The following is a 13,714-nucleotide window of genomic DNA, read 5'->3' on the forward strand; positions in this document are numbered from 1 at the left end:
GTTTCGATGGCCCTCTTACAAATTAAAAATAAATGGATTTCATATTAGATAAAGGAAGTAGCCGTATGGGCTGCAAAGGTTGCAGCAAAAGGCAAAACAATAAACTGAATACCTATGATTGGTTGTGCGATGTACCCGACGCGGAAGGCTCGACCGATTTCGTAGAGGTTCAATTTAAAAATACCCGCAAAGGGTATTACTTGAATAACGCTAAAATACCTTTGGAAAAAGGAGATATAGTAGCCGTAGAGGCAAGCCCCGGTCATGATATCGGTACCGTTTCTTTAACGGGCAAGTTGGTCCTGCTGCAAATGAAGAAGAACAATGTGCGCACGGAAGCCGAGCCTAAACGGATTTACCGAAAGGCCAAACCGACCGATATTGAGAAATACGAGGAAGCAAAGGCAAAGGAACATGCCACGATGATTCGCTCGCGGCAAATCGCGGCCGACTTAGGATTGAATATGAAAATCGGTGATGTAGAGTATCAAGGTGACGGTAATAAGGCGATCTTTTATTATATAGCGGATGAGCGTGTGGATTTCCGTCAACTAATTAAGGTGCTGGCGGAGGCATTTCGGGTTCGCATCGAGATGAAACAGATCGGTGCCCGTCAAGAAGCCGGGCGTATCGGTGGTATCGGCCCTTGCGGTAGAGAGCTTTGCTGTTCCAGTTGGATGGCAAGTTTCGTATCGGTCGCTACCGGAGCTGCCCGTTATCAAGATATTTCCATGAATCCCCAGAAATTGGCCGGACAATGCGCGAAATTGAAATGTTGCATTAATTATGAGGTAGACACGTACGTGGAAGCCCAAAAACGCCTTCCTTCCCGGGAGATTGTCTTGGAGACTAAAGATAATAATTACTATCATTTCAAAACGGATATTTTCAAACGGGAAATCACCTATTCTACGGATAAATCATTTGCGGCTAATCTTATCACGATTCCGGCAAGCCGTGCTTTCGATGTCATTAACATGAATAAGAAAGGCATGAAACCAATATCTCTAGAGGCGGATACGAAGCCACAACCACCGAAACGAGACGCTCAAGATATTCTTGGCCAAGAGAGTGTCACACGTTTCGACTCTGTTAAAAAGAAAAAGAAAAAACGTCCAGCCAACAAGAATAGTGGCGAGAGCAATGGAAATGGGAACGAAGCTAACGCCACCGCGACGGCAGTTACTAACACGGACGCACCGGTTTCTGAGAATAAGAACAACGGAGGAAACGGTGCCGGTGGCAATAATCGCCGCAACGGAGGGAATAACAGGAATAGCAATCGGGAGAACAACCGAAACAATCGCTCGAAACAAAGGCCGAGAGCTAATAACGATAAGCAATCCAACAATGACAAGCCCGCGAATAATGACAAACCTCAGCAACCGATCAAACAGGCCAGACCTGATAAAACGGAGAACAAGCCGGAGACAAGGCCGGAGGCTTAAAAAGTTCATTGCCGCTTGCGCATGTTTCTTATGCTTCTCTTGCGAGAATGAAGCTGTATACGATCAGTATCAAGCGATCCAAAATGCCTCGTGGGAAAAGGATAAGGAGTACTATTTCACTTTCCAGATTGAGGATATATCGGTTCCGTACGATCTGACCTTGGAAGTACGGAACAATAATCTGTACCCGTATCAGAACCTGTGGGTATTCTGCAGCGAGGAACTTCCGATGGGTCCCTTAAAAAGGGATACGATCGAATGTATGTTAGCGGATGTGTTTGGAAAATGGTATGGGCACGGGATCTCCCTGTTTCAATCCAGTTTCCCGATACGATCCGCTTACTATTTCCCCGTTAAAGGGCAATATACCTTTAGCTTCCGGCAGGGGATGCGCAACGATCAACTTACGGGCATTCAAGAAATCGGCTTACGGGTCTTACCTTCTTCCACTAACGCTCCTTCCGGGAAGCGTCCAAACGAAGAAAAATAAACAATAAGATCGTAAATCCCCAAAGCGAGGAACCTCCATAGCTGAAGAAAGGCAAGGGAATGCCGATAACCGGAGTCAATCCCGTCACCATGCCGACATTAATCGCCAGATGGAAAAAGAATATAGAGGCTACGCTATAGCCATAGACTCGTCCGAAAGCATTGTCTTGCCGTTCCGCCAATACAATCAGACGAAGAATAAAAAGTCCGAATACGATCAATACGGCGGAGGCACCCAAAAAGCCTTGCTCCTCACCTACCGTACAAAAGATAAAATCCGTATCCTGTTCCGGCACATACTTCAATTTGGTTTGGGTCCCATTCAAAAAACCTTTTCCGGATAATCCTCCGGAACCGATAGCGATCTTGGATTGATTCACATTATACCCCGCCCCGCTAGGATCATCCTCCAAGCCCAAAGAGACTTTAATACGGATTTGTTGATGAGGTTCCAATATGTCATTAAACACATAATCCACCGAGAACAGGAAACCGATAGAACCTAAGGCGAACAGAGCGATTAACGCATAATGCCATACCCAGTTCCGAATGGATAAATAGAATAAATAGATAGACGCGGCTCCTACCAAACCTATCGATATCCAAGCGAAGTTTACCGGAACAACTAACGAGATGACATACCCGATCAAGAATGTCGAAGCAATCCCCCCAAGCATGATCTTAACGCTTATATAATCCTTACGGACACTCCCTACCAATCCCAGGGTTATGAATAAGACAAGGCAAGACACGATTAATTCGCCCAATGGAGTAATACCCACCATCATCTCTGAATATTTCATTCCCGTAACGAAAAAGACGACAGCACAGACTCCGGTCAACAGAATATATCCGGTCATTCCCTCCCGGTATAGCATCAGGAAGAATGCCAGGAAAACCAATGCCGACCCCGTCTCTTTCTGTAAAAGGATGCAAATCATCGGCAAGAAGATCAAGAACAAGGTGATTGAGAAATTCCTGACCGTCGTCAGCTTAAAACCATAGCCATTCATAAACTTCGCCACGGCCAAGGCGGTAGCGAACTTGGCCAACTCGGCTGGTTGCAAACGGACAGGTCCCAATACGAGCCAAGAATGCGATCCCTTGATGTTGGGCGCTAAAAAGATCGTGGCGATCAACAATACGATCACGCACGCATAGATCAGATAGCCGAATATATCGAAGAAGTCACTTTCCAGCATCAATAGGACGAAAATAAGGGCGAGTGAGGTACCGATCCAAATCATCTGCATTCCCGGACGGCCCGATGGGTCGAACAAGCCAACGTTATCAAACTCGTAGCTCGCCCCGCAAATACTAAACCAACCGGCGATCACCATAATCAAGTACAGCAAAATGGTAATCCAATCGACCGACTTCCATATTTCCGTTTTCCTATAACGCATTGTTCGGTAATATCACGGCATTCATAATGGATTCCTCCGTCGCCTTGTCCGCCTCGGAGATCTCTCCTTTCAAATATTTCTCTAACATCAATTTACCGATAGGCACCGCATAAGTAGCACCGAATCCGGCGTTTTCCACAAACACGGCAATAGCGACCTTGGCGTTCTGATAAGGGGCGAATCCCATAAAGATAGAATGATCCTTACCATGCGGGTTTTCCGCGGTTCCCGTCTTTCCACAAACCTCGATATCCGGCAGAGCCGCCCCGCGACAGGTTCCGCCATAAGCGGTCCCCGTAACAGCGCCTCGCATACCCTCGGCAATATAATTATAATAACGCGCATCTACCGACGTATAATGCCTCTTACTGTACAAGGTATCCAGCGGCGTGTCTTGGATCTCTTTCACGACATGCGGAGTGATATAATATCCCCGGTTAGCGACAGTAGCCGCCAAATTACAGATTTGCAAAGGTGTAGCCAGTATCTCACCCTGACCGATCGCGATCGAGATAACTGTACTGGAATTCCAACGTCCCCGGTACACCTTATCGTAGAACTTACTATTCGGGATGAACCCTCGTTTCTCCCCCGGCAGATCAATTCCTAACTTATAGCCATATCCCATTGAAACCATATGGTTCTTCCAAACCTCAAAAGCCTCCTGTACCGAGGGATATCGCTTCCGGCTGTCGATCATATCATGCAAGCCCCAAGGGAAAAAAGAGTTACAAGAGGTCGCCAACGCTCCGACCAGATTCAGAGGAGACGGATGCCCGTGACAAGCCGGCTTACCGCCCCGGAAGGTATATCCATGCGCACAGGTGTATTGCGTTTCCGGAGTAATCACTCCTTCTTGCAAGAAGATCAAACCTTGGGTCGGTTTAAAGGTAGATCCGGGAGGATATTGTGCCATGAGCGGGCGGTTGAATAAAGGTTTTAACAGATCCTTCTGCAAAGCCGCGTAGTTTTTTCCCCGCTGACGCCCGATCAAGATACTCGGATCATACGTAGGAGCGGAAACCATGCAAAGTACCTCTCCGGTCTCCGGCTCTATCATTACGATACCGCCTAATTTATTCTGCATCAACTTCTCCCCATAAGCCTGCAAGTCCATATCCAAGGATAATTTCAAGTTCTTGCCGGATTCCGGCTGGATATCGTGAGAGCCTTCCTCGTATCGCCCCTTGATACGTCCATGAGCGTCGCGCAACAGGATCTCGACTCCTTTCACGCCTCGTAAATATTCCTCGTACGATTGCTCGATCCCAGTCCGGCCGGAGTAATCGCCTTGTGTATAATAGGAGTCATTCTCTATATCTTTCCGGTTCACCTCACCGATATTTCCCAACACGAGAGCGGCATTGGGATACTCGTACTGACGGATCGTGCGATTCTGGATATAGAAGCCGGGGAATTTATATAACTTCTCCTGCAACACACCATATTCTTGTGCGGAAAGCTGATTCATAAATACTTGAGGAACATAGGAGGAGTAACCGGGATTTAACCGCCGGTTCTTGATATCCGCTATACGTTTGAGGAATTGCTCTTTCGTGATGCCTAGCACATCGCAGAAATCGAGGGTATCAAAAGGCTGTATCTCGCGCATGATAAGCATCACGTCGTAAGCGGGCTGGTTATAGACCAATAATTTACCATTACGGTCGTACATCATGCCTCGGGAAGGATATAAGGTCTTTTTCAAGAAAGCATTACTATCCGCCCAAGCTTTATAATCGTTGTCGACCACTTGAAGGATGAACAAACGGATAATAAAGATGATAACCAACAGGATCACCGCCCCACCTAAGACATAGCGCCTGTTCTCAAACTCATACTTGGTATTATTCTCCACTTTTCTGAGACTCTATATTGAATGCTTCTACCGTACAAATCAATAAGGTTGTCATCACCACGCTCGAGAGGATACGGACAACCAGAAACAAGGGATCGAATAAAGTCAACGACTCAATCACAAAAAGAGTCGTATGTTGTATCAACACAAACGATAACACATATCGGGAAAAGCCTCCGAAGCCAAAGGTCTTATAAGACGGGTAAATACTTTCCGGCAAATCTTTCCCCATGAATACACGGATTAACGGTTCCCTGCAGAATCCCGCCAATGTACAAGCGGCCGCATGCATACCCGGCGTATTGCTGAACGTATCGATAACCACCCCGGCTATGAAGGAGAAGAGAACGACTTGCGTCCGCAGGCTACCGACCGGCATCTTGATGATGAAATAGAGATACAGAAACGGGGTAGCGATCCGCAAGAAATGAATGTTGTTCAAGATCAAGACTTGAATCAACACAAACACCACGAAATATATGAAACCGCGCAGTAAATTATTAATCATTTCTCTTCGCCTCTTGTTCTACACCCATTTGCTCCGTCTGACGGAAATTCTTGATAATACGCACGTTGTTCAACGCCTGAAAATCCGTAGCCAGCCCGACCTGTAATGAATAGAAATTATCATCGTGCTGTTTCTCGAAATCCGCGACCGTACCTACGATAATTCCCGAGGGGAATACGGCAGAGTAGCCGCTCGTCACGATCGTATCGCCTTTCTGGAACTCCACATGGCGCGGCAACTCATCGAGGTTGGCGTACAGCGTATTGCGTCCATTCCAGCTTAAAGATCCGAAATAACTACTGCCTAATACCTTACAGCTCAACCGGAACTTGGGATTCAGTAACGGAATGATCACGGAGAAATGATCGGAAACGGTCGATACGATACCAACCACACCCCGCTCCGAGACAACTCCCATATCAGGCAAGATCCCATCCAGCTTCCCTTTATTCACGGTAATATAATTGGACAAATGCGTGACACTGTTGTTCACCACATCCGCCACGACAAACGAATAAGGGAATCGCTCCGTCGAATCCGGCGCAAATCCTTTAAAACTAACCGTATCCGCGATCAGCGCCTCTAACTGGTCTTGCAGGTCCAACATTTGCAATTCCAACTGTCCGTTACGCTCCAATAACTCCCTATTGATATCCCGAAGATTCAAATAGGAAGTGACCGATCCGGATAGCGAGGCGATATATCCCGTCACGACATTCGCCGAGCTGAACAGGATATTCCGTTGGTACGCGTTATTACGATAGACCAACATCAACGAAACAGCCTCAAGCAGAATGAACAAGAACCAATGCCTCTTCCCGACCAGGAACTCTAGTAACTTACGCATAGGAATTGAAACGGAAAGACGAGAATTTAAAATTGAAAAGGACAAGACTTATCAGCCCGCTAATTTTCAACTTTCAATTCTCAATTCTCAATTATCTACTCTTATCGGATTAAGAAATTAAACTTCTCAATATTCTTCAAAGCGACTCCCGTACCTTTAGCCACGGCATGCAACGGATCCTCCGCGATATGGAACTGGATATTCATCTTGTTCCGCAAGCGCTTATCCAAACCGCGAAGCATGGCGCCACCGCCGGCCAAATAGATACCGTTTTTCACGATATCGGCATATAACTCGGGAGGGGTTTGCTCCAAGGCACTCAAGATAGCCGCCTCGATCTTCGAGATAGACTTATCCAAACAGTGAGCGATCTCCTGATAAGAGACAGGCACCTCCATCGGTAAGGCAGTCATCTGATTCGGGCCATGAACCACATAATCCTCCGGAGTGTCCTCCAATACCGTAAGCGCGGAGCCCACGTTGATCTTGATACGCTCGGCCATGCGCTCACTCACCTTCACGTTGTGTTGGCGACGCATATACTCCACGATATCAGCCGTTAAATCGTCACCCGCCATACGGATTGACTTATTCGACACGATACCGCCTAAGGATATGACGGCGATCTCGGTAGTACCGCCTCCTATATCCACGATCATGTTGCCCTCGGGAGCCAAGACGTCTATACCGACACCGATAGCAGCGGCCATCGGCTCAAAAACCATGTACACATCACGTCCGCCGGCATGCTCGGCAGAGTCTCGCACGGCACGTATCTCTACCTCCGTACTACCTGAAGGGATACCGATCACCATACGTAAGGAGGGAGCGAACCAGCGCTTCCTGCCGCTCGCCATCTTGATAAAGCCGCGAATCATCTGCTCGGCCGCGTAGAAATCCGCGATAACTCCCTCTCGAAGCGGTCGTACGGTACGAATATTCGGGTGCGTCTTCTCGTACATCTCACGGGCCACCTTACCGACAGCCAGCACCTTGTCCGAGCGGGCATCCAAAGCAATCACCGAAGGTTCGTCTACCACCATCTTATCATTACACGTGATAACGGTGTTAGCGGTACCCAAATCTATGGCAACTTCTTGTGTGAAAGAAAACAATCCCATTGGTCTTATTATTAATGTTTGAAATGACGAACCCCTGTCTTCACCATAGCCAAGCCCCGTTGGTTACAATACTCGACAGACAACTTATCATTGATAGAACCTCCCGGCTGGATTACGGCCGTGATACCTGCTTGATCCGCGATCTCAACGCAATCGGGGAACGGGAAGAAAGCGTCAGAAGCCATCACGGCACCATTCAAGTCGAAGCCGAATGATTTTGCCTTCTCTATGGCCTGTCTCAAAGAGTCCACACGAGAGGTCTGTCCGATACCGCTGGCGCAAAGTTGCTTGTTCTTCACCAAGGTGATCGCGTTGGACTTGCTGTTCTTCACGATCTTATTAGCGAACAATAAGTCCTCGACCTCCGAGGCTGTCGGCTGCTTATCCGTCATAGGCTCCAAATCCGCCTCACCTTGGACGCTCAAGTCCTTCTCCTGCATCAAAACCCCATTCAATAAAGAACGGAACTGCATCGGGCAGGTCTTGCAATCCTTCCGGATCAGGATGATGCGGTTCTTCTTCTGTTGAAGCACCTCCAAGGCGTCAGCGTCGTAAGCGGGGGCGATAATCACCTCGAAGAAGATCTTATGGATCTCCTCGGCCACTTCCTTGTTAATCGTAGTATTCGTGATCAAGATGCCACCGAAAGCGGAAACCGGGTCACCGGCCAAAGCCTCTTTCCAAGCCTCAACCACGTTACCGCGGGAGGCGATACCGCAAGCGTTGTTATGTTTCAAGATCGCGAACGTCAGCTCGTCGAACTCATCGATCAAGCTCACGGCGGCGTCGATATCCAATAAGTTGTTGTAAGAGATCTCTTTTCCATGGATTTGATCGAACATATCGTTGAACTTTCCATAGAACTTAGCGGCTTGATGCGGATTCTCGCCATAACGCAAATGCATCGGGCTGTCTGCCGTAGCGCGGAAATGGGAACCTTCGCGGCCATCAAAATAATGGAAGATGGCGGAGTCGTAACCCGAGGAAACGGCGAACGCCTCCTTGGCGAACCATTTACGATCCTCGATACTTGTCTCGGCGCCCTTCTCGTTCAAAAGATCCATCAACGGCCGGTATTGAGCCTTGGAAGCTACGATTACCACATCCTTGAAGTTCTTCGCGGCGGCACGTATCAAAGAGATACCGCCTATATCTATTTTCTCAATAATCGCTTGTTCCTCCGCGCCGGAAGCGACAGTCTCCTCAAAAGGATACAGGTCAACGATAACCAAGTCGATTTCCGGGATCTCATATTCAGCTAATTGTTTCCGGTCATTCTCATTCTCGCGGCGAGCCAAGATACCACCGAATACCTTCGGATGGAGCGTCTTCACACGACCGCCCAAAATAGAGGGATAAGAGGTCAAGTCCTCCACCGCGTCACAAGGCAAGCCCAATGACTCGATAAAGGATTGTGTACCGCCTGTCGATACAAAGCTCACACCCTCGCTATGCAATTTCTTCAGGATTTCGTCCAGCCCGTCTTTGTGAAACACAGAGACCAAGGCACGTTTCATTCGTTTCGTCGCAGTCATCTTTCTATTTTCGTTCACTTTAATGTTTTAGAGCACAAAAGTAGCTATTTATTTCCAATCCGGCCTTATTATTCAGATAAAAAGATTATCGCTGTGACAAGTGACTCCCTCTTGGCTCATTTGGCCTTTTGACATTTTGACATTTTGTATTCCAAAGTCCCGGAGAATCGAATATTTCGACCCAAAGTACAGTTGGCATCCAAATTTGAGAATAAATTTTCACAATCAGCTATTTTTCAAGCATATATCGTTTTTAAGGCTTTTAAAACAGAGCAGATTCGCCGATTTAAACAGTCCCGAATAGGGAAAAAGCCTGTTTTTTGTTCGGAAACAATAGACTTTCCACTCGAAAACGACCCTGTTCCGCTCCGAAAACGATAGCGTTCGCAGTCGGAAGCAACGAACAACACCGGCCGTAAGCACCCTATAACTGGATCGTAACAACCTTACAATGCCTATCCGCGGAGCCGGAAAGCGGTAAAAACCGACCTGTTTCACCCTTGCGATCACTCTATTTGAGGCTTCTCGCCAAAAGGGTGTGTCAGCCCAAAGGGGATATTTCAATCTTTTTATCACGAAATACACGCTACAGGTAACACCTCCTCTCTTTATCGCCCTCCCGTAATCAGCGAAAGAAACGACGAAACAGATCTCCTCAACAAGCCATACGACACAAGGCCTACCCGTATAACAAAGAAGGCACTTCCCAGACGCCAAAGGTTGGATATTAACGCATCATGCGAGGATAAGCAATATTTTTCGTACCTTCGCGTCTTCAATCGCAATTTAACAGGTACACGAAATATGATAACAGTTAACAATCTGGACGTACAGTTTGGGAAACGCATCCTCTTTCAAGATGTGAACATGAAGTTTACACCGGGCAATTGCTACGGTATTATCGGTGCTAACGGAGCCGGGAAATCTACGTTCCTCCGTGTGATCAGCAAGCAATTAGATCCTACCAGAGGTAGCGTTAACCTAGGACCGGGCGAACGCCTTTCCGTATTGAGCCAAGATCACTTCGCGTTCGATGAGTATACGGTTATGGATACCGTATTGATGGGGCATACGACCCTGTGGGAGGTGATGAGCGAGAAAAACGCCCTTTACGAGAAACCGGATTTCAGCGACGCCGATGGTATCCGCGTATCGGAACTGGAAGAGAAGTTCGCCGAGATGGAGGGCTGGAACGCGGAGAGCGACGCCGCCAACCTATTGAGCGGACTAGGCATCAAGGAGGATTTGCACTATACGTATATGAAGGACTTGAGCGGTAAGCAGAAGGTCCGCGTCTTATTGGCCCGCGCCCTGTTCGGACAACCCGATAACCTATTGTTGGATGAGCCGACGAATGACCTGGACCTCGAGACGGTTTCCTGGCTGGAGAACTATCTCTCTAATTTCGAGCATACCGTATTGGTTGTCAGTCACGACCGTCACTTCCTCGACTCCGTTTGTACACATACCGTGGATATCGACTTCGGTAAATTGCAATTATTCGCCGGGAACTACAGCTTCTGGTACGAGTCCAGCCAGTTAGCGCTTCGCCAACAGCAGAACCAAAACAAGAAGGCCGAGGAGAAGAAGAAAGAGTTGGAAGAATTTATCCGCCGTTTCAGCGCCAACGTAGCGAAGTCCAAGCAGACGACCAGCCGCAAGAAGATGTTGGAGAAACTGAATATCGAGGAGATCAAGCCCTCCTCGCGCCGCTATCCGGGAATCTTGTTCACGCCTAACCGCGAACCGGGCAACCAGATCCTTGAGGTGAAAGGATTGTCGAAGAGTATCGACGGGCAAGTCTTGTTCAACGACTTGAACTTCTTCGTGGAGAAGGATGACAAAATCGTATTTATCAGTCACGACCCTCGTGCCATGACCGCCTTGTTCCAGATCATCAACGGTGAGGAGAAAGCGGATGCCGGTACGTACCAATGGGGACAGACGATCACGACCTCTTATCTTCCGCTCGATAACTCCAGCTATTTCAATACCGATATCAACCTGCTCGATTGGCTATGCCAGTTCTCGCCGGATACCAACGAGGTATTCCTGAAAGGCTTCCTCGGACGTATGCTGTTCTCGGGCGAGGAACTTCTGAAAAAGGTAAGCGTGCTTTCCGGAGGTGAGAGGATGCGTTGTATGATCTCGCGTATGATGCTCACCGACGCCAACTGCTTGATCTTGGATACCCCGACCAACCACTTGGACCTGGAATCCATCCAAGCCTTCAATAACACGTTGAAGACCTTCAAGGGCAATATCCTATTCTCCAGCCATGACCACGAGTTCATACAGACCGTAGCGAACCGTGTCATCGAGCTGACTCCCAACGGTATCATCGATAAGATGATGGATTACGATGATTACATCACGGATCCGGCTGTCGCCGTGTTACGGGAAAAGTTGTATTCGAAATGAGAAAAAGATTCTTATTCATACTAATCGTTTTTATCGCATGGCTACCGGTTTTTGTCATTCAAAAACCGGTATTTATGTTTTATCAGCACGCGCTATCCGAGGCTTGTACCTTCACGGATTTCCTGCAGGTTATGCTTCATGGGCTGAAGCTGGATTGTACGATAGCGGGATACCTTACGGCCCTTCCTCTCCTATTGACTCTCGTATCGGTTTGGTTTCCGGGCGCTTGGCTGAAGACAGTATTGAAAGGATACTTCTTGATCATGGGAATCCTGGTATCCGCGATCTTCTCCGTGGATATAGCTTTATATAGCTTTTGGGGATTCAGGTTGGACGCTACCTTATTCTTCTACCTGCGATCGCCCGCCGACGCGATGGCGAGTGTTCCGTTGGGAATGTTCTTCATCCAGTTGTTGGTATTCGCGGTATATGCGCTAAGCATCTATGCTTGGTTCACTCTCATCCTCCGGCTCGCGCCCGTAAAGCCCGACATTCCTCCCGCGGGATTGGCACAATGGGGAAGTTCATTCGCTATCCTCTTATTGGGAGGCGTGCTATTTATCCCGATCCGGGGTGGCGTAACGACATCTACGGCGAACGTCGGAATGGTTTATTTCAGCCAGAACCAGTTCTTGAATCATTCCGCGATCAACCCGTGTTTCAGCCTGATAGCCTCGTTGAGCAAGCAACAGGATTTTGCCTCGCAATTTGATTTCTACCCGGAGGAAAAGCGGAAAGCCTTATTCAATACGCTCATTCAGGCCCAAGACGCCTTATGCCCGGGAGATTCCATCCCCGCGGAGCCTGTCAAGCTATTGACAACGGCTCGCCCCAATATTCTCATTATCATCCTGGAGAGTTTCACGGCAAACGCGATTGAGGCGGTTGGTGGCGAGCCGGGAATTACGCCGAACTTGAATCGGCTGAGCAAAGAGGGTGTATTATTCACGAACCTATATGCCAACTCGTTTCGTACCGATCGAGGCTTAGTCTCCGTGTTGAACGGCTATTTAGCCCAGCCAACCACCTCCATCATGAAATATCCGGTGAAAAGCCAGACCCTCCCATCGATCGCAAAGAGTCTAAATCAAGAAGGATATACGACAGATATGCTCTATGGAGGTGACATCAATTTCACGAATATGCAAAGTTATTTCTATAGTTCCGGCTACGGCAAGATAACGGCAGACCGTGATTTTCCCTTGAGCAGCCGTCTGAGTAAATGGGGAGCGAACGACGATATCACGTTCTCGCATCTTTACGAGGATATCAAGCAAAGACCGGTCGACGGCAAACCTTGGTTAAGTACATTCCTGACCTTAAGCAGCCATGAGCCGTTCAAGGTCCCGTTTCACCATTTGGAGCATCCTTATTTAAACTCCGTTGCCTTTACGGACAGCTGCATCGGCAATTTCATCGATAAGTTCAAGGAGCTGCCGGCCTGGAAAAATACGGTAGTCATCTTTGTCTCTGACCACGGATACCGTTATCCTGAAAACATGCAGGAGTATGGTCCCCAGCGTTTTCATATACCCATGCTATGGTCAGGCGGAGCGATCGCCGAACCTAAAGTGATCGATACGTACGCGAACCAAACGGATTTAGCGGCCACTTTATTAAGTCAAATGGATCTCCCCACGGAAGAGTTCTCATTCAGCAAAGATATCTTGAACCCTTGCGTTCCCCATTACGCTTTCTATACATTCAGTAATGGATTTGGCTTTATAGACGAATCCGGTGCTTCCGTATACGACAATGAAGGGAACAAGGTCTTGGTGGAAGAACCCGAAAGCGGAAACGAGACCCGTTTGGAGAAAGGGAAAGTCCTATTGCAAACTTTATACGACGACCTAGGCAGGCGATAAGTAAGCGTCCAAGCACAGCCGGACGAAATTGCAAATCACGGATTCAATGGTAAGCGTCCAAGCACAGCCGGACGAAATTGCAAATCACGGATTCAATGGCTGTTAGCTTCTATCCCCTGATTTTGTTTTCATTAAACATTTAGTATTTATTAGTACTCAAACCCATGTTCATGGGGAGCATGCTGCTGTAATCGGTGCACCCGCGCACGATTTTGG

At 48.0% G+C, this 13,714-nt stretch carries 10 protein-coding genes; 4 read left to right on the forward strand and 6 right to left on the reverse strand.

The features are described from left to right. Window positions 1-32 precede the first annotated feature (32 nt). Both G7Y39_RS10620 and G7Y39_RS10625 read left to right on the forward strand, forming a co-directional pair. Window positions 33-1,448: a regulatory iron-sulfur-containing complex subunit RicT gene (locus G7Y39_RS10620; RefSeq protein ID WP_165157449.1), complete on the forward strand. Its 1,416-nt coding sequence runs from the start codon at window positions 33-35 to the stop codon at window positions 1,446-1,448. Further along, window positions 1,369-1,938 (forward strand): gliding motility lipoprotein GldH, encoded by a 570-nt coding sequence (locus G7Y39_RS10625; protein WP_165157450.1) that lies wholly within the window; start codon window positions 1,369-1,371, stop codon window positions 1,936-1,938. Before G7Y39_RS10620 ends, G7Y39_RS10625 begins: the two co-directional genes overlap by 80 nt. Here the strand turns inward: G7Y39_RS10625 and rodA are convergent. The 6 genes from rodA to purH all read right to left on the reverse strand — a co-directional run bounded on the left by rodA (window position 1,898) and on the right by purH (window position 9,212). After that, window positions 1,898-3,343: a rod shape-determining protein RodA gene (gene rodA, locus G7Y39_RS10630; protein ID WP_165157451.1), complete on the reverse strand. Its 1,446-nt coding sequence runs from the start codon at window positions 3,341-3,343 to the stop codon at window positions 1,898-1,900. The two genes, G7Y39_RS10625 and rodA, sit on opposite strands and share 41 nt — an antisense overlap. After that, window positions 3,333-5,201, reverse strand: coding sequence for a penicillin-binding protein 2 (gene mrdA, locus G7Y39_RS10635; RefSeq protein ID WP_165157452.1), 1,869 nt, complete (start codon window positions 5,199-5,201; stop codon window positions 3,333-3,335). The genes rodA and mrdA overlap by 11 nt, the downstream gene beginning before the upstream one ends. Further along, window positions 5,191-5,709 carry a rod shape-determining protein MreD gene (gene mreD / locus G7Y39_RS10640; RefSeq protein ID WP_165157453.1) on the reverse strand — a complete coding sequence of 173 codons (519 nt, stop codon included), beginning with the start codon at window positions 5,707-5,709 and terminating at the stop codon, window positions 5,191-5,193. Before mreD ends, mrdA begins: the two co-directional genes overlap by 11 nt. Continuing rightward, on the reverse strand, window positions 5,702-6,556 hold the full coding sequence (gene mreC / locus G7Y39_RS10645; protein WP_165157454.1) for a rod shape-determining protein MreC: 855 nt from the start codon (window positions 6,554-6,556) through the stop codon (window positions 5,702-5,704). The genes mreD and mreC overlap by 8 nt, the downstream gene beginning before the upstream one ends. A 101-nt stretch (window positions 6,557-6,657) precedes the next feature. Continuing rightward, window positions 6,658-7,677 (reverse strand): rod shape-determining protein, encoded by a 1,020-nt coding sequence (locus G7Y39_RS10650; RefSeq protein WP_165157455.1) that lies wholly within the window; start codon window positions 7,675-7,677, stop codon window positions 6,658-6,660. 11 nt (window positions 7,678-7,688) lie between these two features. Further along, a complete protein-coding gene (purH, locus tag G7Y39_RS10655; protein WP_165157456.1) occupies window positions 7,689-9,212 on the reverse strand; it encodes a bifunctional phosphoribosylaminoimidazolecarboxamide formyltransferase/IMP cyclohydrolase in 1,524 nt (507 codons plus the stop codon). 804 nt (window positions 9,213-10,016) lie between these two features. Here purH and G7Y39_RS10660 point away from each other — a divergent pair. Further along, window positions 10,017-11,633 carry an ABC-F family ATP-binding cassette domain-containing protein gene (locus G7Y39_RS10660; RefSeq protein WP_165157457.1) on the forward strand — a complete coding sequence of 539 codons (1,617 nt, stop codon included), beginning with the start codon at window positions 10,017-10,019 and terminating at the stop codon, window positions 11,631-11,633. Beyond that, window positions 11,630-13,498, forward strand: coding sequence for an LTA synthase family protein (locus G7Y39_RS10665; protein ID WP_165157458.1), 1,869 nt, complete (start codon window positions 11,630-11,632; stop codon window positions 13,496-13,498). The genes G7Y39_RS10660 and G7Y39_RS10665 overlap by 4 nt, the downstream gene beginning before the upstream one ends. Window positions 13,499-13,714 lie beyond the last annotated feature (216 nt).

Origin of the sequence: Parabacteroides sp. ZJ-118 (assembly GCF_011038785.1) — a bacterium.
In the GTDB taxonomy this organism is placed as follows: Bacteria; Bacteroidota; Bacteroidia; order Bacteroidales; family Tannerellaceae; genus Parabacteroides.

Bases quoted from the DNA above. Each gene is read 5' to 3' on its own strand.
- G7Y39_RS10620 (WP_165157449.1), top strand. From the start codon at position 33: ATGGATTTCATATTAGATAAAGGAAGTAGCCGTATGGGCTGCAAAGGT.
- G7Y39_RS10625 (WP_165157450.1), top strand. From the start codon at position 1,369: ATGACAAACCTCAGCAACCGATCAAACAGGCCAGACCTGATAAAACGG.
- rodA (WP_165157451.1), bottom strand. From the start codon at position 3,343: ATGCGTTATAGGAAAACGGAAATATGGAAGTCGGTCGATTGGATTACC.
- mreD (WP_165157453.1), bottom strand. From the start codon at position 5,709: ATGATTAATAATTTACTGCGCGGTTTCATATATTTCGTGGTGTTTGTG.
- mreC (WP_165157454.1), bottom strand. From the start codon at position 6,556: ATGCGTAAGTTACTAGAGTTCCTGGTCGGGAAGAGGCATTGGTTCTTG.
- G7Y39_RS10650 (WP_165157455.1), bottom strand. From the start codon at position 7,677: ATGGGATTGTTTTCTTTCACACAAGAAGTTGCCATAGATTTGGGTACC.
- purH (WP_165157456.1), bottom strand. From the start codon at position 9,212: ATGACTGCGACGAAACGAATGAAACGTGCCTTGGTCTCTGTGTTTCAC.
- G7Y39_RS10660 (WP_165157457.1), top strand. From the start codon at position 10,017: ATGATAACAGTTAACAATCTGGACGTACAGTTTGGGAAACGCATCCTC.
- G7Y39_RS10665 (WP_165157458.1), top strand. From the start codon at position 11,630: ATGAGAAAAAGATTCTTATTCATACTAATCGTTTTTATCGCATGGCTA.